Here is a 19,030-nt window from a genome sequence, read left to right as displayed (position 1 = left end):
GAGGAGGAAGGCGCGAAATTAAACGCCCGTGCCGCTGATGGAGAAGGCGCTCGGCTCGATCAGGATCTCGCCGTTGGGTGTGCCGATGCGCACCTGGTACGGAATCGCGTAGCCGGCGCCCGGCAGCGGCACCACCGTGACCTCGAGGGCCTTGTTGCGCTCCAGGTACTGCACCTCCGGCTTGGCGGGGCGGTGGCCGGCGACCGGCACCCAGCGCGCGCCGCAGACCGTGCCGGTCCCCGAATAGCCCTGCGTCTCCACCTTGCGGCGGCCCTTGTAGTAGAGCTTGACGTCGTAGCGGGTCCAGCCGTCGAAGATCTTCATGACGTGGTTGCAGGCGTCCCGCGCGTCCGGCGCCTTGGCCGGGATGAGGCCGGACGACAGCGGGTCGACGACGCCGCGGCGGTGGGCGTCGGTCACCGGCACGCGGCCCGGACGGTCCTTCAGCGGCGGCTGCGCGCGCAGCGAGGTCACGTTGCCGGATCGCATCTTCATGGTGACGCGGACCGGACGGGCGATCTCCTCGGCGCTGACGCTGTAGTTGGAGGGGTAGACCTCGCCCCGCGAGGTGGCCTGACCGTCGACGCTCACGGAGGTGCGCACCGCGGTCACGATGGTGGCGACGCCCTTCGGCCGCATGAAGATGTCGGCCTTGTAGCCGCTCTTGTCGAGCGTGAAGTTCATGTTGGCGCGGGCGATGCCCCAGCCGGCGATGGAGATCTCGTAGGTGGCGTCGACCTTGATATCGGCGGCCGCGGGCGTCGCCGCCAGCGGAACGGCCGCGAGCGTTGCCGCGAAAATCGACGTTCCAACCCGGTTCATGGCACTCTCCAGCCCGCTCGGCATCCGGCCCATCACACACGGTGTATGAGATGCCAGTTGCAAGATCAAATCGCTTCACCTAATGAATTGCACCTGAACAGATGGGCTCGCGCAAGCGGCCAGCGGCATGGTCCGCAGGCGGTGAGCGCGACGACGTCAATGTGCGTGGCGGCAATGTCGCCTAATCGCTTGACGTCGGCCTGCGGGATGCCTATTCACCCCGTTCACCTTCGGATTGAGTTTTTAAGGGCGCCGGTTCTGGCCGGCGAATGGATCATGGCTCGGCGCTGCGAACTGACAGGCAAGGGCGTGCTGGTTGGCAACAACGTCAGCCACGCCAACAACAAGACGAAGCGGCGGTTCCTGCCGAACCTCGTGGACGTGACGCTCCAGTCGGAGGCCCTCGGCCGCGGCGTGCGTGTCCGTTGCGCGGCGGCTGCCCTGCGCACCGTCGAGCACCGCGGCGGTCTCGACAAGTTCCTCATGGTTGCGAAGGACGGCGAGCTCTCCGAGCGCATGCTGCGCCTGAAGCGTGAGGTCACGGCCGCTTCGGCGCCCGAGACCCCGGCCGCGTAAGGCCACGCCGCCTACCCGCGGCTGACGATGTCCCGCATCGCAATCACGGCCGGCGTCGCGGCGATGACCGCGGTCGTCGTCACGTCGAACATCCTGGTGCAATACCCGGTCATGGCTCATATCGGCGGGCTCAACCTCGCCGATGTGCTGACCTGGGGCGCGTTCACCTACCCGTTCGCGTTCCTCGTGACGGATGTCATCAACCGCACCTTCGGCCCGTCGCACGCCCGCATCGTCGCGTTCGTCGGCTTCTGTATCGCGGTGGTGATGTCCATCGCGCTCGCGACGCCGCGCATCGCGCTCGCGTCCGGCACGGCCTTCCTGCTGGCGCAGATGTACGACGTGTCGATGTTCAACCGCCTGCGCTACGGCAAGTGGTGGCGGGCGCCGCTCGTCTCCTCGTTCGCGGCGTCGGTGCTCGACACGGTCGTCTTCTTCTCGCTGGCCTTCGCCGCCTTCATCCCATTCGGCCAGGACGCGTTCGCGACGTCCGTGGACTCGCTGTTCGGCATCGCCGGCGCACCCGACGCGCCGCGCTGGGTCTCCTGGGCCATAGCCGACTTCGTCGTGAAGGTGATGGTGGCGAGCTTCGCGCTCGGCCCCTACCGCGCCATCACCGCGCGCCGCACCACCTTCCAGTAACGCCGGACGACCCCGTCAGCCGCTCTGCGACCCGTCTCTCAGCGGGTTGGGGCGCGGCAACGGGTCGCGGACCGCAAAGCGCAGCATGACCGTGCGCTGAAGGAAGGCGTGATTGTCGTCAGACATCATGGTGAGGACGAGCCTTCCGTCCTCCACGGTGGCGGCGATCGCCTCCATGTTGTCGATCTCGGAGGCGAATCCGGCCTCGATCAGCACCGGGCCATCCACAGTTCCCGTCGCGTTATCCACCGCATCGGACCCGATCCGGCGCACGCGCATGCCGATGTCGATGCCGCCGCCGTACCGCCGCTCCAGAAGGATCATGTCGCCGCCCGGCAGCATGTCGGCCCCGGTGATGGACCAGTCCGCCTCCCGCTTCAGCGAAAATCCCTTGCCCGGCAGGCGATAGGCCGGGAGCAGCTTGGCCCGCGACGGACCGCCCTCGGCCATCGCGATGACCGTGCCGTCGGCCGTCGTCGCCAGCGCCTCGAAGCCGAAGCGGCGGAGCTGGCCGATGGCGGCCTGACCGAGGAGGTCACGCCGCTCCGCCCGCGCCTCGAAGTCGACGTCGATGCCGTCGGCCGGGTAGAAATAGATGCGCGGCTTGGTCTCCACCGCGACAAGCACCCCGCCCGGGACCCGGGTGAGCGATTCCGCGTCGCCGTTCCGCTTGGAGGTGATGGGCCGGCCGAGCTCGTCGCGACGCGGGTAGAGCTCCAGGTCGGCGACGCCGGCGAGGCGGCCGTCCTCGATCAGCATCCGCCCGGTCAGCCAGAGGCCGGTGTCGTTGACCGCGAGAAAGCGGTCGCCATCGACCAGCATCCCCGACCAGGCGCCGAAATCGCGAGGACCGGACAGGACGAGCCCGCCGAGGAAGGCGAGGCGCCCGTCCGCCTCGGCGTTGCCGCCGAACGTCTCGATGACACGGGTCCGCACGTCGATCGGCCCGGCGAGGGCGCCGGGGCCCGCGGTGATGGCGGCCGCGACGCAGATTGCGGCCACCGCCAGTGGAGGTCGCCTCACGCGGCCCGGCGGCCGGGACGGCGTCCCCGCCGCCGCGGCGAGGCCTCGGTCTCGTCGTCGAACAGCGCGGCGAGCTGGTCGACCATCGCGCCCGCCAGTTCCTCCGCGTCGACAATGGTGACCGCGCGGCGATAGTGGCGCGTCACGTCGTGGCCGATGCCGATCGCGATCAGCTCCACCGGCGAGCGGTTCTCGATCTCGTCGATGACCGCGCGCATGTGCTTCTCGAGGTAGTTGCCGGCGTTGACCGAGAGGGTCGAATCGTCGACCGGCGCCCCGTCGGAGATCATCATCAGGATGCGCCGCTGCTCCGGGCGGGCGAGCAGGCGCTCGTGCGCCCACATCAGCGCCTCGCCGTCGATGTTCTCCTTGAGGAGCCCCTCGCGCATCATGAGGCCGAGGTTGCGCCTGGCGCGCCGCCAGGGTGCGTCCGCCGCCTTGTAGATGATGTGCCGCAGGTCGTTCAGGCGCCCGGGGGACGGCTTCTTGCCGTGCTGCACCCAGTGATCGCGGGACTGCCCGCCCTTCCACGCCTTCGTGGTGAAGCCCAGGATCTCCACCTTCACGTGGCAGCGCTCCAGCGTGCGGGCGAGGATGTCCGCGCATGTCGCCGCGACCGAGATCGGCCGCCCGCGCATCGAGCCGGAGTTGTCGAGGAGGAGCGTCACGACCGTGTCGCGGAAGTCGCTCTCGCGCTCGATCTTGAAGGCGAGAGGCTGCATCGGGTCGATGACGACGCGGCTGAGCCGCGCGGTGTCGAGGAAGCCTTCCTCCTGGTCGAAATCCCAGGAGCGGCTCTGCTGCGCCATCAGCCGCCGCTGCAGGCGGTTGGCGAGCCGCGCCACGGCGCCCTGCAGGTGCTGGAGCTGCCGGTCGAGGAAGCCGCGCAGACGGTCGAGCTCGGCGGTGTCGCACAGCTCCTCGGCGTGCACGATCTCGTCGAACTGGCGCGTGTAGACGCGGTAGTCCGAACCCGGAGGCCCGCTCGACTGCGGCTCGTCGACGCGCATGCCGTCGGTGGTTTCCTCGGCGTCGCCCATCTCGTCGTCGCGCACGTCGTCGGCGGTGAACTCGGAGACGTCGACGTCCTCGGCCGTCTCCTCCTCGCCGGAGCGCTCGGAGTCCTGCGGGGCGGCGTTCTCGTCGGATTCGTCGTCGCCGACCTCGCCGTCGCCCTCGTCGGGCGAGTCGACCTCGGCCTGACCCTCCTCGCTCTCCTGCTCCTCGCCCTGCTCCTCGGACATGGACTCGGCCATGTCGAGCGCGGCGAGGATGTCGCGAATTGAGGTGGCGAACCCCTTCTGGTCGGTGATCTGGTCGGGCAGCGCGGAGAGGTTCTCGCCGCACTTCTCCTCCAGCCACGGCCGCCACAGGTCGACGATCTTCTGTGCGCTCTCCGGCGGCTTGGCGCCGGTCAGCTTCTCGCGCACGAGAAGCGCCAGGGCGTCCTCGATCGGGGCGTCGGCCTGATCGGTGATCTCGTGATAGTTGCCGCGGAAATACTTGTCCTCGAGCATCGCCGAGAGGTTCTGGGCGACGCCGTCCATGGCCTTGGCGCCGAGGGCGTCGCACCGCGCGCTCTCCACCGCGTCGTAGATGGCGCGGGCGTCGGGGCCGGCGGGGGCGTAGCGGGTGTGGACGTTCTGGTCGTGCGCGGCGAGCTTCAGCGCCATGGAGTCGCCGAGGCCGCGCGTGACCGAGATCTCCTTCTGGGTGAGACGGCGGGGCGGCTCGGGCAGGCGTGCGACGTTGCCGACGAGCGCGGGCTTGTCGGACGAGAAGTTCACTTCGAGGTCCGGGTTGGCGGCGATCGCCCGCATTGTGCCGGTGATCGCCGTCCGGAACGCGTCGTGACGCGTGTCACCGGGTTTGTTTCGTTTTGCGTTATCGCCGGGACCGGCCATAACCTAACTCCTTGCGACGCCTAACGGTCCATGAAAGCAAGCCGGGCTCCCAGGGCGCAATAGATCGAGCCGACAATTCTGCGCTGCCACCGCACCATCGCGGGATTCTTGCGCATCACCGACCCCACATGGCCGGCGCATACGGCGAAGGCGACGGTCGCGATGAGGCCGAGGGCGACGAACACGATCCCCAGCACCATGAGCTGGAGCGCGGGCGCCCCGTTCGCCGGCTGGACGAACTGCGGCAGGAAGGCCAGGAAGAACATGGCCGTCTTCGGGTTCAGCACCTCGGCGAGGATCGCCTGGCGGAAGGCCTGGCCGGCGGTGAGGCGGATGACCGCCGCGCCGGTCCCGGTCTCGCCCCCCGACCGCAGCGCCTGGATACCGAGATAGATAAGGTACACCGCGCCCAAAATCTTGATCGCGGTGAAAAGCATGGCCGAGGCCGCGATGATCGCCGAGATGCCGACGATGGCCATCGTCGTATGGACGAGGTCGCCGACCGCGATCCCCGCCGCCGTGGCGACGCCGACCTTCACGCCGGAGGTGGTCGCCCGCGCCGAGGCGAGCAGCACCGCGGGACCGGGGATGAAGACGAAGCCGAGGACGATGGCGACGTAGGTGAGGAGGGTCGCCTGATCGATCATCGTCTCTCTCCCTTCCCGGCCGCCATCCGGCCGATGCGGCGCGTCGCCCGTTGCGCGGCCGCCTTGCGGGGCGCGGCGCCCCCCGTGCCCGGTCCTGCCGCAGCCTCAGTGCCCGGTCCTCCGCCGAGATCGCCCCGGAGAGGGCGTCCGCGACGGTCCCGGACACGCCGGACGTCTTTCCGGACCCGATCGTTCCCGTCAGGAACGGCCCGGCGCCGCAGGCCGAGGAGCGGCCGCCCGTCGGCGACCCGCTCCGGCGGCTCCGGCCGCCCGGTGCGGTTCTCGTTAGTTCATCACCACGTTGTGGCCCTGCGACAGCTCCTTGCCGAAGCAGCGCTGGTAGAACTCGGCGACCAGGCCGCGCTCGGTCTCGTCGCACTTGTTGAGGAACGAGACCTCGAACGCGAAGCCGATGTCGCCGAAGATCTCGGAGTTCTCGGCCCAGGTGATCACCGTCCGCGGGCTCATCACGGTCGACAGGTCGCCGTTGATGAACGCGTTGCGCGTCATGTCGGCGACGCGCACCATCTTCGAGACGATGCTCTGCCCGCCGTTGCCCTGGTAGTGCGGGCTCTTGGCGAGGACGATCTCGACCTCGACGTCGTGCGGCAGGTAGTTCAGCGTCGTGACGATCGACCAGCGGTCCATCTGGCCCTGGTTGATCTGCTGCGTGCCGTGGTAGAGGCCCGACGTGTCGCCGAGGCCGATGGTGTTCGCCGTCGCGAACAGGCGGAAGGCCGGGTGCGGGCGGATCACGCGGTTCTGGTCGAGCAGCGTCAGGCGGCCCGAGACCTCGAGGACGCGCTGGATCACGAACATCACGTCCGGACGACCGGCGTCGTACTCGTCGAAGACGAGCGCGGTGTTGGTCTGCAGCGCCCAGGGCAGGATGCCGTCGCGGAACTCGGTCACCTGGGCGCCGTCCCGCACCACGATGGCGTCCTTGCCGACGAGGTCGATACGGCTGATGTGGCTGTCGAGGTTCACGCGGATGCACGGCCAGTTGAGGCGTGCGGCCACCTGCTCGATGTGGGTCGACTTGCCCGTGCCGTGGTACCCGGCGATCATCACGCGGCGATTGTGCTTGAAGCCGGCGAGAATCGCCTTGGTCGTGGGCGGGTCGAACACATAGGACGGGTCGACATCGGGCACGTGTTCGGTGCGTTCGGAGAACGCCGGAACCTCCATGTTGCTGTCGATCCCAAACGTCTGGGCCGCAGACACGGTCATGTCCGGCGTTTTGGTCGCCGCGGCGGGCGTCTCTGACATAGTCATCCTCGCGGGGGTGTCCGCGGTGCACGCGAACGGTATACAAAACTTAAGGGCTTGCGGCCGCGATCAGCAATACCCTGCGCGTCTCAGAACGTTATAGGCATTGATGATACTGCGCAGCCGATCCTCGGAGCTGCGATCCCCTTGGTTTGCGTCAGGATGGTGACGCTTTACAAGCGTTTTGTATCGCGACTTGATCGCTTCCCTGGAGGCGCCGGGTTCCAGGCCCATCACTTCGAAGGCATGGCGGTCGGCGGCGGAGATCCGGCGGGTCTCCTGTTCGGGCTGCGGCGCAGCGTGCGGATCCCCCTGGCCGAAGAGGCCGAAGGGGTCGTCGATCATCCCTGACCAGGTGTTGCGGGCGGCACGCGCCTTGCGGCCGCGCACGCCGATCGGCTGCGTCGGCCGGTGGCCGGTGATCGCGTCCCGCTGGTAGGCGAGGACGTCGTCGTCGGTCATCCCGTCAAAGTAGTTGTAGGTCTTGTTGTACTCGCGCACGTGGTCGAGGCAGAACCAGAAGTACTGGCCTTCCTTGCCGCGACCCTTGGGGGCGCGGTAGGCGCCCTCCTCGGTGCAGCCCGGGACCGCGCACTCGCGCCCGATGACCGACGCGTCGGCCGCACCGCCGCCATCGCGCCCGCTCCCGCGCCCGGAGCCCTTCCGGCGCGATGCGCGAATGCGGTCGTATTCTTTACCCGAGAAGTCCATGGCGCCGATTATGGTGAGGTGGCTATCAGCGAACAAGGACTTGACTTTGCGCGTCTCACAGCCCTGCACGAGCGTCGGGGCTGCGGAGCGCACGGTGGCAGCTCTGCGCGTTCAAATCCTTGTCAAACTGCGGCAAAGCACCCATTTCCTGCCGTATGGAAACACACACGTCTCGACCCAAACAAACCTCGTCCCTGGATCAGGCGACAGACGATTTGTTCGGCGCATCGTCCTTCAACGCGATGTTGGTCTGGTCGTCGTTCCTCGTGGGATTCTTCGTGCCGATCACGCCGTTCATCGGCGTGGTCTTCGCATACATCAACCGGCGGAACTCTGACCCCGGTTTGCGTACGCATTATGACGCCGCGATCACGACCTTCTGGGTCACGCTGATTCTCGGCTTCATCGGTGGAATTCTGACCTGGATCCTGATCGGATTCCCGATCCTGTTCTTCCTGGCGATCTGGACGATCTGGCGCTCCGTGCGCGGCATGATGAAGGCCTCGAGCCGCCGGCCGATGTGGCCGGTCTACTACGTGCCGGTCTGAGCCACCGCCCCGCGCCACGACCCGGCCGCACCCGGCGGCCGGCAGATCCGGGCCCCGACGGCCGCGTCCGGGCCGCTCCGTGCCCGATGGCGCGCCACGTCCAAGCGGCCCGGCCGGCGGGGAGGGACCCGTCACTCCGGCCCTGAGGCAGCCTACCAGAGCGATTCCTTCGCGCGCTTGGGCCACTCCTCGTCGTAGAACTTGCCGTCGATCTCCGAGGAGGCGGCCTCCAGCATCTGGCCGACCGTGGGGAGCGCGTCGAGGTCGGGAAGCGCGCCGCTCCACAGCCCCGCCCGGTTCACGGCGCGGGCGCACTGGAAGTAGACCTCGTCCACGTCAACGAACGTCACCGTGCGCGGCGGCTTGCCCTCCATCGCGTACGTCTCGAGGACGTCCGGGTCCGCGGTGATGAACGCGCGGCCGTTGACGCGCATGACCGTCGGCGAGCCGGGGATGAGGAACATCAGCGCCACGCGCGGGTCGCGCACGATGTTGCGCAGCGTGTCGATCCGGTTGTTGCCGCGACGGTCCGGCATCGCGAGCCGGGTCTCGTCGACGATCTCGACCACCGTGCCCCTGTCGCCGCGGGGCGAGCAGTCGAGCCCCTCCGGCCCCACGCTCGCCAGCGCGCAGAACGGCGACGCGGTGATCCACCTCGCGTAGTAGGGGGTGATGGTTTTTGCCACCTTGACCCGCGCCGGTGCCGAAACCTCGCCATAGTGGGTCTCTAGCTGTTCGATGGACGAGATCACATTCATCGTGCACCTCTTTCTTTCTTGCGACACGAGTCTATCACCGTGCACGCTCGTGTGAGTGACCGGAGTGGCACGACGCAGCCGGACTCCAACGCGACCGGACCCTGGAGAAGCGACCCCTATGACGACGGCGACACCAACGACCCCAGCACGGCAGTTCAAGCTCAAGGCCGAGGATCGTCCTGCCGGGTCGATGACCCAGAGCGAAGCCATACAGCATCACTACGACAACGACACGCGCTTCTTCTCGCTGTGGCTCGACCCGTCCCTGACCTACTCCTCGGGCCGCTGGTTCGACCCGATCACCGGCGCCGACCTCGCCGCCGACCTCACCGCCGCCCAGGACGAGAAGCTCCGCTTCCACCTCGACGCGGCTAAGGTCGAAGCCGGCACGCGCCTCATCGACATCGGCTGCGGCTGGGGGGCGACCTTGCGCGGCGCGTCGCAGGACCGCGGTGCCGCCTACGCGCTCGGCCTCACACTTTCCAACGACCAGCTCTCGCACATCGAGTCGCAGGGCTGGCCGAACGTCGAGGCGCGGCTCCAGGACGCCTACACGTTCACGACCGACGAGCCCTTCACCGCCGCGATCTCGATCGGCGCCTTCGAGCACTTCGCCAAGCCGAACATGACGCGGCCGGAGAAGATCGAGATCTACGCCAGGTTCTTCGAGACGATGGCCGCCGCGCTCACCACCGGCGCCCGCTTCTCGCTGCAGACGATCGTCTGGGAAGACGTCGACTTCGAGCATTCCAACACGTCGCTGCCCGAGACCGTCTTCCCCGAATCCTCGATCCCCTACATCGAGGAGGTGGTCGAGGCCTCGGCGCCGACCTTCCGCCTCGTCTACCTCGAGAACGATCCGAAGCACTACGCCACGACGCTTCAGCACTGGATCAACAACATCAAGGCGCGGCAGGACGACATCATCGCCGAGTGGGGCGAGGAGAAGTACAACTTCTTCTACGACTACCTGCGCTACAGCCGCCTCGCGTTCACGCGCCGCAAGAACTCGCTCGCCCGCTTCGTGCTCCAGAAGCGCTGACCGGCGGCCGGGACGGCGGCACCGTCGCATGAACGTTGCGCGCATCTGGCACCCTCCGGGTGACAGGGGCGCGGAGCGAGCATGTACGCCATCTACGAGGTCACGCCACGCGGACTGACGCCCACGGCGGGGAAGGATCACCCGCCGGAGCAGCCACTTTGGTTCGACCTCGCCCCGCCGGACGAGGCGACCATGCGGCGCCTCGAGCGCCTCTTCGGAATCGAGCTTCCCGGCTATCTCGAGCGCCAGGAGCTCGAGCCCTCCAAGCGGCATCGTCATGAGAACGAGGTGCTGCTGCTGACGGTCAGCGTCCCGGCGACCGGTCACTTCGAGCGGCTGAGCCCGCTGACCTTCGTCCTCGACCAGCGGCACGTCGCGACGCTGCGGGAGACCTTCGACACCGGCTTCGGCTCCGTCACCGACATCGTCGCCCGCTCGCCGCTCGCGCTCGTCCTGAAGCTCCTCGAGCGCGTCGTGGCGCGCTCGGCGGACCGGATCGATCTTCCGCTGGCGCCGCTGGCTCTGACGCCGGTCTCACGGCTTGAAGATCGAGTTGCCGCCGTCGACGAGCATCGCCGAGCCGGTGACGAAGCTCGATGCGCCGCCCAGCAGGAAGAGCGCGGCCTCGGCGATCTCCTCCGGCTCGGCGAGGCGCTTGACCGGGTGGAGGCCGGCCGCCCAGGCCTGCGCGGCCGGGTCGCTCATCATCCCGGTGCGCGTGCCGCCCGGCAGCAGCGCGTTGACGCGGATGCCCTGCGCCGCATGCTCCACCGCCAGAACCTGCATCAGGCCGATCACCCCGGCCTTCGCCGCCGCGTACGCCCCCATCCCCGGCAGCCCGATGGTGTGACCCACGAACGACGATGTGAAGACGATCGACCCGCCGCCGCGCGCCGCCATCGCCGGCACCTGATGCCTGGCGGCGTGGAACGCCGCGGTGAGGTTGGTGGCGATCACCGCGTGCCAGTCGGCCGGCGCCATCTCCGGCACAGGGCCCATCGCGCCGAGGGTGCCGGCGTTGTTGAACGCGCCGTCGAGTCCGCCGAACGTGCGGGCCGCGACCGCGACGAGCTCGGCCGCGACATCCTCCTCGGCGACATCGCCGGGGACGGCGACGGCCGCGCCGCCCGCCGCCTCGATCTCGGCCACCAGCGCGTCGAGCCGCCCGCCCCGCCGCGCGCCGAGCACGAGGCGGGCGCCTCGGGCGGCCGCCAGCCGGGCGGCCGCCTCGCCGATCCCGCTGCTGGCGCCGGTGATGATGAAGACCTTGCCGTCCTGCCGCATCGACGTCCCTCCGCTGTGGCGTCAGCACAGCACCGAAGGGGGCCGGAATGCGTCCGGACTCTTGCGCTCAAAGCCGGGTTGCAGACCGCACGGCTTGCGCCCACAGGCGTTGCCGTGGCACACCGCCGCCACCCGCGGACAGACAAAACCCATGACCGACCTGAAAAAGATCGTCCTCGCCTACTCGGGCGGACTGGATACCTCGATCATCCTGAAGTGGCTGCAGAACACGTATGGCGCGGAGGTCGTGACCTTCACCGCCGACCTCGGCCAAGGCGAAGAGCTCGAGCCCGCCCGCAAAAAGGCGGAGATGCTCGGCTGTAAGGAAATCTACGTCGAGGACCTGCGCGAGACCTTCGTGAAGGACTACGTCTTCCCGATGATGCGCGCCAACGCGCTCTACGAAGGCGTCTACCTCCTCGGCACCTCCATCGCCCGCCCGCTGATCGCCAAGCGGCAGATCGAGATCGCGCACGAGACCGGCGCCGACGCCGTCTGCCACGGCGCCACCGGCAAGGGCAACGACCAGGTCCGCTTCGAGCTCGGCTACGCGGCGCTCGACCCGAAGATCAAGGTCATCGCCCCCTGGCGCGACTGGGAGTTCAAGTCCCGCACCGACCTCATCGAGTTCGCGCGGCTGAACCAGATCCCGGTGACGAAGGACAAGGAGGGCGAGGCGCCGTTCTCCGTCGACGCCAACCTCCTGCACTCCTCCTCCGAGGGCAAGGTGCTCGAGGATCCTGCGGTCGCCCCGCCGAGCATCGTCTACCAGCGCACCATCAGCCCGATGGACGCGCCGGACAAGGCGACCGAGATCTCCATCGACTTCAAGGAAGGCGACGGCGTCGCGCTGAACGGCGAGGCGATGAGCCCGGCGACCCTCCTCACCGCGCTCAACAAGCTCGGCCACGACAACGGCATCGGCCGCCTGGACCTCGTCGAGAACCGCTTCGTCGGCATGAAGTCGCGCGGCGTCTACGAGACCCCCGGCGGCACGATCTATCACGTCGCCCACCGCGCGATGGAGAGCCTGACGCTCGACCGCGGCGCCGCGCACCTCAAGGACGAGCTCATGCCGCGCTACGCGGAGCTCATCTACAACGGCTTCTGGTTCTCGCCGGAGCGGCAGATGCTGCAGGCCGCCATCGACCAGTCCCAGAAGGACGTCGAGGGGCGTGTGACGCTGACGCTCTACAAGGGCAACGTCATCGTCTCCGGCCGGTCGAGCCCCAAGTCGCTCTACCAGGAGAAGATCGTCACGTTCGAGGACGACGCCGGCGCGTACGACCAGAAGGACGCGGCGGGCTTCATCCGCCTCAACGGGCTGCGCCTGCGGATCCTCGCCGACCGCGACAAGTAAGCCGCCGGTGCGCGGGCGCTCCAGCGGCGCCCGCGTCCGGACCTACCGGAAGGCCCAGGCCCACGCGAGCTGCACCAGCTCCACCGTGAACGTCGCGCAGAGAGCCAGCGCGATGGCCGAGACCGCGAGGCCGACGAGGACGACGAGCCCGTCGCGCTCGGTCAGCCCCATGCCGATCACAACCGTCGCGATCGCCGGCGGAATGTTGCCGACGAACGGGATCGGCAGCATCACGATGATCGCCAGCAGCAGCGCCAGGAGCCCCACGAGGCGGCTTCCGACCGGCCCCGTCATCACCCTGAGGCGCGGTCGCGTGACGCTCTCCAGCCGCTTCAGCCACGGCGACGCGCGCTCCACCATCCGCTCCAGCGTCGCCTTGCCGATGCGCCGCCGGTCCAGAAACTGCGGCAGCCAGAGCCCGTCGGTGCCGATGATCATCTGCAGGCTGACGAGCGCGATGACGAAGCCGCACGCGGTCGGGATCCCCGGCGGCATGGGCAGGCAGCTCGGCAATGCGAAGAGGACGAGGGCGTAGCCGAACGCGCGCTGCCGCAGACGGCCGAGCAGCCAGTCGACGCTGACGTCGTCCCCCTCGATCTCCGCCACCAGACGGCGGAGCGTCTCGGATGTCGGAAGGTCCGCGGGGGCTTCGGCGGTACCGCCGGGGCGGGAGGGGCCGGCGGCGTCGGGGTTCAACTCAACCATAGGCCCCAGATGTGGTCGTTCCGGCTCCCCGGCGCCACCGGACGGCAGCTATTCGGTGATCAGCTTGACGAGGTCGCCCGCCGCCAGCTCGTGCTCGCCGAGCCCGTTCAGCACGTTGAAGAGCGGCAGCTTCATCGCCGCTTCCACGCCCGTCATGCGCTGCGCCAGCGTCGCCGCGCTCTCGTTCGGCCGCACCGCGACGATGCGCACCCGCAGCGGCCGCATCGCCGCCCGCTGCGACGGCGAGAGCAGGCGGAAGGAGGCGAGCGTCTTGCGGAAGGCGCCCTCGTAGGCCGAGGCGGGCTTGGAGGAGGCGAAGATGAACCGGAACACGCGGTTGCGGTCCCGCACGACGCCGATGCGGAAGGACCATCCCTCCACCAGCGCGGAGGCGGTCGCCGCCTCGAGCCCGCCGACCGTGTCGAAGCGCACCGAATCGTCCACCAGACCCTTGATCCAGCCCGACTTCAGGTACTCCTCGAGCGACGTGCTCTCCGGGAGGCCGACCGCGTCGAAGCGGATCGCGGTGTGCTCGCCGTCGGTGGCCAGCACCGCCTGCGAGGTGTTCTTGAGGACGTAGCCCTCGGGCACGGTGAAGGCGATGCCGAGGTCGACGTGGGCGAACTCGCGCCCGCGCACGAAGCCCTCGCTCGGGTCGTCGCCGTAGAGGATGCCGTTGAGGGAGCGCAGGTAGCGCGAGCGCTGCTGCTGGCCGATCCCCGGCGCCCCGAACTGGCGCGCCACGCGCTTGGCATGGTCGACGCGGGCCGGCGTCGACGGATGCGAGGAGAGGAAGCCGGGCTTCGTCTCGGTCGCGGCGTTGAGCGAGGGGAGGGCGGCGAACTGGGCCATGGAGTGCAGGAAGCGCGCCGCCGCGAACGGGTCGAAGCCGGCCTTGGCGAGCGTCTCGACGCCGATCTTGTCGGCTTCCAGCTCCTGCTGCTGGCTGAATGTGGCGAGGCTGACGTCGGCCGTCTCGCGCGAATCCTTGGCGATGCCCGGGTCCACCACGACCTCGCTGACGCGCCGGGCGAGCGCGGCCGCCTCGGCCTGACGGGCGCGGGCGCGGGCGTGATCGGCGGTGACGTGGGCGATCTCGTGGGCGATGACGGCGGCGAGCTCGCTCTCGTCCGTCGCCAGCGCGATGAGGCCGCGTGTGACGTAGACGTCGCCGGTCGGCAGCGCGAAGGCGTTGACCGCAGGGGAGTTGAGAATTGTGACGTTGACCGAGCGGCCGCCGCCGCTGCCGGCGGCCAGCAGCCGGTCGACGATGTCGCCCACCGTCCGCTCGATGACCTCGTTGCGGTAGATGCCGCCGTACGCACCGATGAGCTTGAGGTGTTCCTGGGTGCGTGGCGCGTTCGCCCGCGACGACTGGGTCGGCGCCGGGGAGGCCGGCAGTTGCGCGGACTGCCGGCTGGTGATGAGGGGTTGTTCGCTGATCGACCCGCCGCACGAGACGAGAGTCAGCGCGAGTCCGAGCGCAAGCGTGGCCGCGACGACGCGTCCAAGCGCTCGATCTGCGCGGGATGCTCGACCTTGATCAAGCCGCCGTTCCACGCTTCCAGCACACCCCTTATCCGCACCCGCGCGCCGGTCAGCGTCACAGGGGCATCGACCCACTTACCCGCAGTCCTCTGCGCGACCATGGCGGTGAAATCGGACCGCCAGTCCGCGCCGAAATTCAGAAAGATCGTTCGCCTCGACCGCCCGACGTCCATGACCGTCCCCTCGACGAGGACGTTCTGTCCAACACGCTCGAGCCGATTCGACGCATTGGCTGACAAGACGGGATGGTGTTGCGACCAAACTCCCTTCGCAGCTCCCTCCGCACGCCGCTCGGCGGCGAACGACGTCTCAAGGCACTCTTCCGAAATAACAGCGGGATCGACGAGCGCAAGGCCGCCTGAAAGCAGTTCGATACGAAGCCCTTCGGTTGTGTCTTTCGGAACAACGTCGCCGACGATCCGGCCATGCCGGTCGGCTCCCTCGAACGCGGCGACCCGTCGCAGGCCAGCCGCCTGTCCGGCCATCGCCTCGAGCCGTCGATCGGCCGCCGGATCGGCGGCGGCGATGTCGGCGAGGCGCACGAGGCGGCCATCGTCGAGGGCCAGCGTCATCGGGCCGGCCGGTCCGGCGATCGTGACGGGCTCGGCCGGGCCGAAGCACGGGTCCGCCGTCTGCGCCCGCGCGGCGCTCGCGGTGCCGGCGAGAATGAAGAGGGCGACGCTCGCCAGCCAGAGGACGACGCCCCGGGTCCGCTGCCGCGACAGCATGCGGCGGCCGTCCTGTGACAAACGGTTCAGTTTCTCAATGCGGGAGTTAAGTAGCGCGGTGTGGTCCGGCTTTCGGGGGAGCATCGCAGTGGGGCACCGCGACGCCACCCGCGCCCTACCGGGTGGGGACGGGGATCTCGCCCCGGTAGTCGTAGAAGCCCCGGCCGGCCTTGCGGCCGAGCCACCCCGCCTCGACGTACTTCACGAGGAGCGGGCAGGGGCGGTACTTCGAGTCGGCGAGGCCGTCGTGCAGGACCTGCATGATCGACAGGCACGTGTCGAGGCCGATGAAGTCGGCGAGCTGCAGCGGACCCATCTTGTGATTGGCGCCGAGCCGCATCGCGGTGTCGATCGCCTCGACGGTGCCGACGCCCTCGTAGAGGGTGTAGATCGCCTCGTTGATCATCGGCAGCAGGATGCGGTTGACGATGAAGGCGGGGAAGTCCTCCGCCGTCGCCGAGACCTTGCCGAGCCGTTCCACGAAGCGGGCGGCGAGCTTGAACGTCTCGTCGGCGGTCGCGATGCCGCGCACCAGCTCCACGAATTCCATCACCGGGACGGGGTTCATGAAGTGGATGCCGATGAACCGCTCCGGACGGTCCGTCGCGGCGGCGAGGCGGGTGATCGAGATCGAGGAGGTGTTGGTGGCGAGGACCGCTTCCGGCTTCAGGAGCGGGCAGACCTGCGCGTAGATCTTGCGCTTGACCTGCTCGTTCTCCGTCACCGCCTCGATCACGAGGTCGACGTCCGCGAGCTCGTCGAGGTTCTCGGCGGCGTGGATGTGCTCGATCGCGGCCTTGCGGGCCGCATCGTCGATCCGGCCCGAGGAGACCTGTCGCGACATGTTGCCGGTGATCGTGGCAAGGCCCGACTGGATTCGGTCCTTGGCGACGTCATGCAGGAAGACGTCGTAACCCGCCAGCGCCGCGACGTGGGCGATGCCGTTTCCCATTTGCCCGGCGCCGATGACGCCGATGCTGGTGATGTCGCTCATGAAAGCCGCCGCTGACCGCCGGTATCTATCGTCGATGAAACCGGACTTGCCCGGCACGTCAAGTCGCCTTGCGCCGGACAGGGACCGATCGCGGCGGCTCGTAGTCAAGAGGCCTTCTTCTCGAGCTCGGCTTTCAGCTCGGGCACGATGGTAAAGAGATCACCCACAAGGCCGTAGTCCGCCACCTGGAAGATCGGAGCCTCCTCGTCCTTGTTGATCGCAACAATGACTTTGGAGTCCTTCATACCGGCCAAATGCTGAATGGCACCTGAAATTCCGCAGGCGATGTACAGCTCGGGGGCCACGACCTTGCCGGTCTGCCCGACCTGCCAGTCATTCGGCGCGTAGCCCGCGTCGACCGCGGCGCGCGAGGCGCCGATGGCCGCGCCGAGCGCGTCCGCGAGCGGCTCCATCACTTCCTTGAACTTCGCGTCCGAGCCGAGCGCGCGGCCGCCCGAGACGATCCGCTTCGCCGAGGCGAGCTCGGGACGGTCGGACGCGGCGACTTCCTCGCCGACGAAGCTGGACAGGCCCGGATCGGCGACCGCGTCGAGCGACTTCACCGTGGCCGAGCCACCCTCGCCCGCCGCCTGGAAGGACGCGGTGCGGATGGTCATGACCTTGGTCGGGTCGAGCGACTTCACGGTCTGGATGGCGTTGCCGGCGTAGATCGGGCGCTTGAAGGTGTCGGCCGACACGACTTCCATCACGTCCGAGATCTGCATCACGTCGAGCAGCGCGGCGATGCGCGGCAGGACGTTCTTGCCGTAGGTCGTGGATGGCGCGACGATGGCGTCGTAGTCGCCCGCCAGCGAGACCACGAGGGCGGCCAGCGGCTCGGCGAGACCGTGGGCGTAGGGCTCGCCCGTGACGGTCAGGACTGTTTCCACGCCGTCGAGCTTGGCAGCCGTCTCGGCCGCGGCGGAGACATCGGAGCCGGCCAGGAGGACATGGACCGGGGCCCCGAGCTGGGCAGCCGCGGACAGCGCCTTCCTGGCGGAATCATCGAGCTTGCCGCCGGCGGATTCGGCGATCAGTAGCGTCGTCATTCTTCTTCTCCCGCGGGGGTCAGATGACCCCGGCCTCGTTCTTCAGCTTGTCGACGAGTTCGGCAACGGAGCCGACCTTCACACCGGCCTGGCGCTGCGCCGGCGGCTCGGTCTTCTCCACCACCAGGCGGGCCTTCACCTCGACGCCGTAGTCGCCGGGCTTCTTGGAATCGAGCGGCTTCTTCTTCGCCTTCATGATGTTCGGCAGCGACGCGTAGCGCGGCTCGTTCAGGCGCAGGTCCGTCGTCACGATGGTCGGCGCCTTGAGGTCGATGGTCTGCAGGCCGCCGTCGATCTCGCGCGTCACCTTCACGCTGTCGCCGGCGATCTCGACCTTCGAGGCGAAGGTGCCCTGCGACCAGCCCAGCAGCGCGGCCAGCATCTGGCCCGTCTGGTTGCAGTCGTCGTCGATTGCCTGCTTGCCGAGGATGACGAGGCCCGGAGCCTCCTCGTCGACCACGCCCTTCAGGATCTTGGCGACGTCCAGCGGCTCGACGATCTCGTCCGTCTCGATGAGGATTGCGCGATCCGCACCCATCGCGAGCGCCGTGCGCAGGGTCTCCTGGGCCTTCTGCGGGCCGACCGACACTGCCACGACCTCGGTCGCGGTACCCGCTTCCCTGAGCCGAAGCGCCTCTTCGACGGCAATTTCGTCGAACGGGTTCATGCTCATTTTCACATTGGCCAGATCGACCCCGGAGCCATCGGGCTTCACTCGGATCTTGACGTTGTAGTCGACGACCCGTTTGACGGGGACAAGAACCTTCATCGCCTCCGCTCGCCTTTCTCGTTCTTAGGGCAGGGCCGGGACGCTAGTCCTGGCCTCGCGTGAAGTCAAACAGCAGGTTAAGTGTTCCGGCTCTGGCCGGGAACCCACAGCACATCGGCTTTTCCGTCGTCGTTGGCAACGCGTGCAGCGACGAACAATAGGTCCGATAGGCGATTGATATAGCGCAATGCCGCATCGCCGACAGTTTCAGTCTGCGCCAGCTCGACGATCAGCCGTTCCGCCCGGCGGCAGACCGTGCGCGCCAGATGAAGCTGTGCCGCGAGCATCGATCCGCCCGGCAGGACGAACGATTTCAAGGGCTTGAGGCGCGCGTTCAGGAGGTCGATCTCCTGCTCGAGGCGCGTCACCTGGGCCGGGACGATGCGCAGGGGATCGTACGGCAGGTCCGTGCCCGCCGGCGTCGCGAGATCCGCACCGAGGTCGAAGAGATCGTTCTGCACCCGGATCAGGATCTCGCCGAGCAGCTTGTCCGAACACGCCGCGCGGGCACAGCCGATGACGGCGTTCGTCTCGTCCACGGTGCCGTAGGCGGCGACGCGAAGGTCGTACTTCGACCGCCGCTCGCCCGAGCCGAGCCCGGTCGAGCCGTCATCCCCGGTGCGCGTGTAGATCTTGTTCAGCGTGACCATC

20 protein-coding genes are annotated in these 19,030 nt (G+C 68.4%); 5 read left to right on the top strand and 15 right to left on the bottom strand.

Annotation, left to right across the window (positions count from 1 at the left end; translation table 11 throughout):
* Positions 1 to 18: 18 nt before the first annotated feature.
* Entirely contained in the window at positions 19 to 822 is an 804-nt protein-coding gene (locus DLJ53_RS01050) for a DUF3108 domain-containing protein (protein WP_162408753.1), read from the bottom strand.
* A gap of 276 nt (positions 823 to 1,098) precedes the next feature.
* On the opposite strand from DLJ53_RS01050, the gene rpmB reads away from it, so the two are divergent.
* Both rpmB and DLJ53_RS01040 read left to right on the top strand, forming a co-directional pair.
* Positions 1,099 to 1,398, top strand: a complete 300-nt coding sequence (gene rpmB / locus DLJ53_RS01045) for a 50S ribosomal protein L28 (RefSeq protein WP_111341585.1) — start codon at positions 1,099 to 1,101, stop codon at positions 1,396 to 1,398.
* A gap of 27 nt (positions 1,399 to 1,425) precedes the next feature.
* Positions 1,426 to 2,040 carry a VUT family protein gene (locus DLJ53_RS01040; RefSeq protein WP_111341584.1) on the top strand — a complete coding sequence of 205 codons (615 nt, stop codon included), beginning with the start codon at positions 1,426 to 1,428 and terminating at the stop codon, positions 2,038 to 2,040.
* Between the two features lie 15 nt (positions 2,041 to 2,055).
* Here DLJ53_RS01040 and DLJ53_RS01035 read toward each other — a convergent pair whose 3' ends face one another.
* From DLJ53_RS01035 to DLJ53_RS01015, 5 genes are all read right to left on the bottom strand, one after another.
* Positions 2,056 to 3,063: an esterase-like activity of phytase family protein gene (locus DLJ53_RS01035; RefSeq protein WP_146619852.1), complete on the bottom strand. Its 1,008-nt coding sequence runs from the start codon at positions 3,061 to 3,063 to the stop codon at positions 2,056 to 2,058.
* Positions 3,060 to 4,967, bottom strand: coding sequence for a cobaltochelatase subunit CobT (gene cobT / locus DLJ53_RS01030; protein ID WP_111341580.1), 1,908 nt, complete (start codon positions 4,965 to 4,967; stop codon positions 3,060 to 3,062). The genes DLJ53_RS01035 and cobT overlap by 4 nt, the downstream gene beginning before the upstream one ends.
* 20 nt (positions 4,968 to 4,987) lie before the next feature.
* Positions 4,988 to 5,614: a LysE family translocator gene (locus DLJ53_RS01025; protein WP_111341578.1), complete on the bottom strand. Its 627-nt coding sequence runs from the start codon at positions 5,612 to 5,614 to the stop codon at positions 4,988 to 4,990.
* A gap of 285 nt (positions 5,615 to 5,899) precedes the next feature.
* Positions 5,900 to 6,883 (bottom strand): cobaltochelatase subunit CobS, encoded by a 984-nt coding sequence (gene cobS, locus DLJ53_RS01020; protein WP_202912945.1) that lies wholly within the window; start codon positions 6,881 to 6,883, stop codon positions 5,900 to 5,902.
* A 69-nt stretch (positions 6,884 to 6,952) separates the two neighbouring features.
* Entirely contained in the window at positions 6,953 to 7,594 is a 642-nt protein-coding gene (locus DLJ53_RS01015; protein ID WP_111341575.1) for a J domain-containing protein, read from the bottom strand.
* Between the two features lie 155 nt (positions 7,595 to 7,749).
* On the opposite strand from DLJ53_RS01015, the gene DLJ53_RS01010 reads away from it, so the two are divergent.
* The gene (locus tag DLJ53_RS01010; protein WP_111341574.1) at positions 7,750 to 8,142 is read left to right on the top strand and encodes a DUF4870 family protein; all 393 of its coding nucleotides are present in this window, start codon (positions 7,750 to 7,752) and stop codon (positions 8,140 to 8,142) included.
* A gap of 152 nt (positions 8,143 to 8,294) precedes the next feature.
* Here the strand turns inward: DLJ53_RS01010 and DLJ53_RS01005 are convergent, their stop codons facing one another.
* Entirely contained in the window at positions 8,295 to 8,900 is a 606-nt protein-coding gene (locus DLJ53_RS01005; RefSeq protein ID WP_111341572.1) for a pyridoxamine 5'-phosphate oxidase family protein, read from the bottom strand.
* A gap of 118 nt (positions 8,901 to 9,018) precedes the next feature.
* Here DLJ53_RS01005 and DLJ53_RS01000 point away from each other — a divergent pair, with 118 nt between their 5' ends.
* On the top strand, positions 9,019 to 9,942 hold the full coding sequence (locus DLJ53_RS01000; RefSeq protein ID WP_111341570.1) for a class I SAM-dependent methyltransferase: 924 nt from the start codon (positions 9,019 to 9,021) through the stop codon (positions 9,940 to 9,942).
* A gap of 534 nt (positions 9,943 to 10,476) precedes the next feature.
* On the opposite strand, the gene DLJ53_RS00995 is transcribed toward DLJ53_RS01000, so the two are convergent.
* Entirely contained in the window at positions 10,477 to 11,226 is a 750-nt protein-coding gene (locus DLJ53_RS00995) for an SDR family oxidoreductase (RefSeq protein ID WP_111341568.1), read from the bottom strand.
* A 151-nt stretch (positions 11,227 to 11,377) separates the two neighbouring features.
* Between DLJ53_RS00995 and DLJ53_RS00990 the strand changes: the two genes are divergently transcribed.
* Positions 11,378 to 12,586, top strand: coding sequence for an argininosuccinate synthase (locus DLJ53_RS00990; RefSeq protein WP_111341566.1), 1,209 nt, complete (start codon positions 11,378 to 11,380; stop codon positions 12,584 to 12,586).
* A gap of 42 nt (positions 12,587 to 12,628) precedes the next feature.
* On the opposite strand, the gene DLJ53_RS00985 is transcribed toward DLJ53_RS00990, so the two are convergent.
* The 7 genes from DLJ53_RS00985 to DLJ53_RS00955 form a co-directional block, all read right to left on the bottom strand.
* On the bottom strand, positions 12,629 to 13,291 hold the full coding sequence (locus DLJ53_RS00985) for an exopolysaccharide biosynthesis protein (RefSeq protein WP_111341564.1): 663 nt from the start codon (positions 13,289 to 13,291) through the stop codon (positions 12,629 to 12,631).
* A gap of 48 nt (positions 13,292 to 13,339) precedes the next feature.
* Entirely contained in the window at positions 13,340 to 14,572 is a 1,233-nt protein-coding gene (locus DLJ53_RS00980; RefSeq protein ID WP_202912943.1) for a M48 family metalloprotease, read from the bottom strand.
* A 185-nt stretch (positions 14,573 to 14,757) separates the two neighbouring features.
* On the bottom strand, positions 14,758 to 15,567 hold the full coding sequence (locus DLJ53_RS00975; RefSeq protein WP_111341560.1) for an OB-fold nucleic acid binding domain-containing protein: 810 nt from the start codon (positions 15,565 to 15,567) through the stop codon (positions 14,758 to 14,760).
* A 115-nt stretch (positions 15,568 to 15,682) separates the two neighbouring features.
* Positions 15,683 to 16,561, bottom strand: a complete 879-nt coding sequence (locus DLJ53_RS00970) for a 3-hydroxybutyryl-CoA dehydrogenase (protein ID WP_111341558.1) — start codon at positions 16,559 to 16,561, stop codon at positions 15,683 to 15,685.
* 104 nt (positions 16,562 to 16,665) lie between these two features.
* A complete protein-coding gene (locus tag DLJ53_RS00965) occupies positions 16,666 to 17,610 on the bottom strand; it encodes an electron transfer flavoprotein subunit alpha/FixB family protein (RefSeq protein WP_111341556.1) in 945 nt (314 codons plus the stop codon).
* Between the two features lie 19 nt (positions 17,611 to 17,629).
* Positions 17,630 to 18,379, bottom strand: a complete 750-nt coding sequence (locus DLJ53_RS00960; RefSeq protein ID WP_111341554.1) for an electron transfer flavoprotein subunit beta/FixA family protein — start codon at positions 18,377 to 18,379, stop codon at positions 17,630 to 17,632.
* 77 nt (positions 18,380 to 18,456) lie between these two features.
* Positions 18,457 to 19,029: a cob(I)yrinic acid a,c-diamide adenosyltransferase gene (locus DLJ53_RS00955; protein WP_111341552.1), complete on the bottom strand. Its 573-nt coding sequence runs from the start codon at positions 19,027 to 19,029 to the stop codon at positions 18,457 to 18,459.
* Position 19,030 lies beyond the last annotated feature (1 nt).

This window comes from Acuticoccus sediminis (genome assembly GCF_003258595.1).
Classification (GTDB): domain Bacteria; phylum Pseudomonadota; class Alphaproteobacteria; order Rhizobiales; family Amorphaceae; genus Acuticoccus; species Acuticoccus sediminis.
The sequence above is the reverse complement of the archived record's forward strand: the minus strand, read 5'-3'. Positions and strand labels throughout refer to the sequence as shown.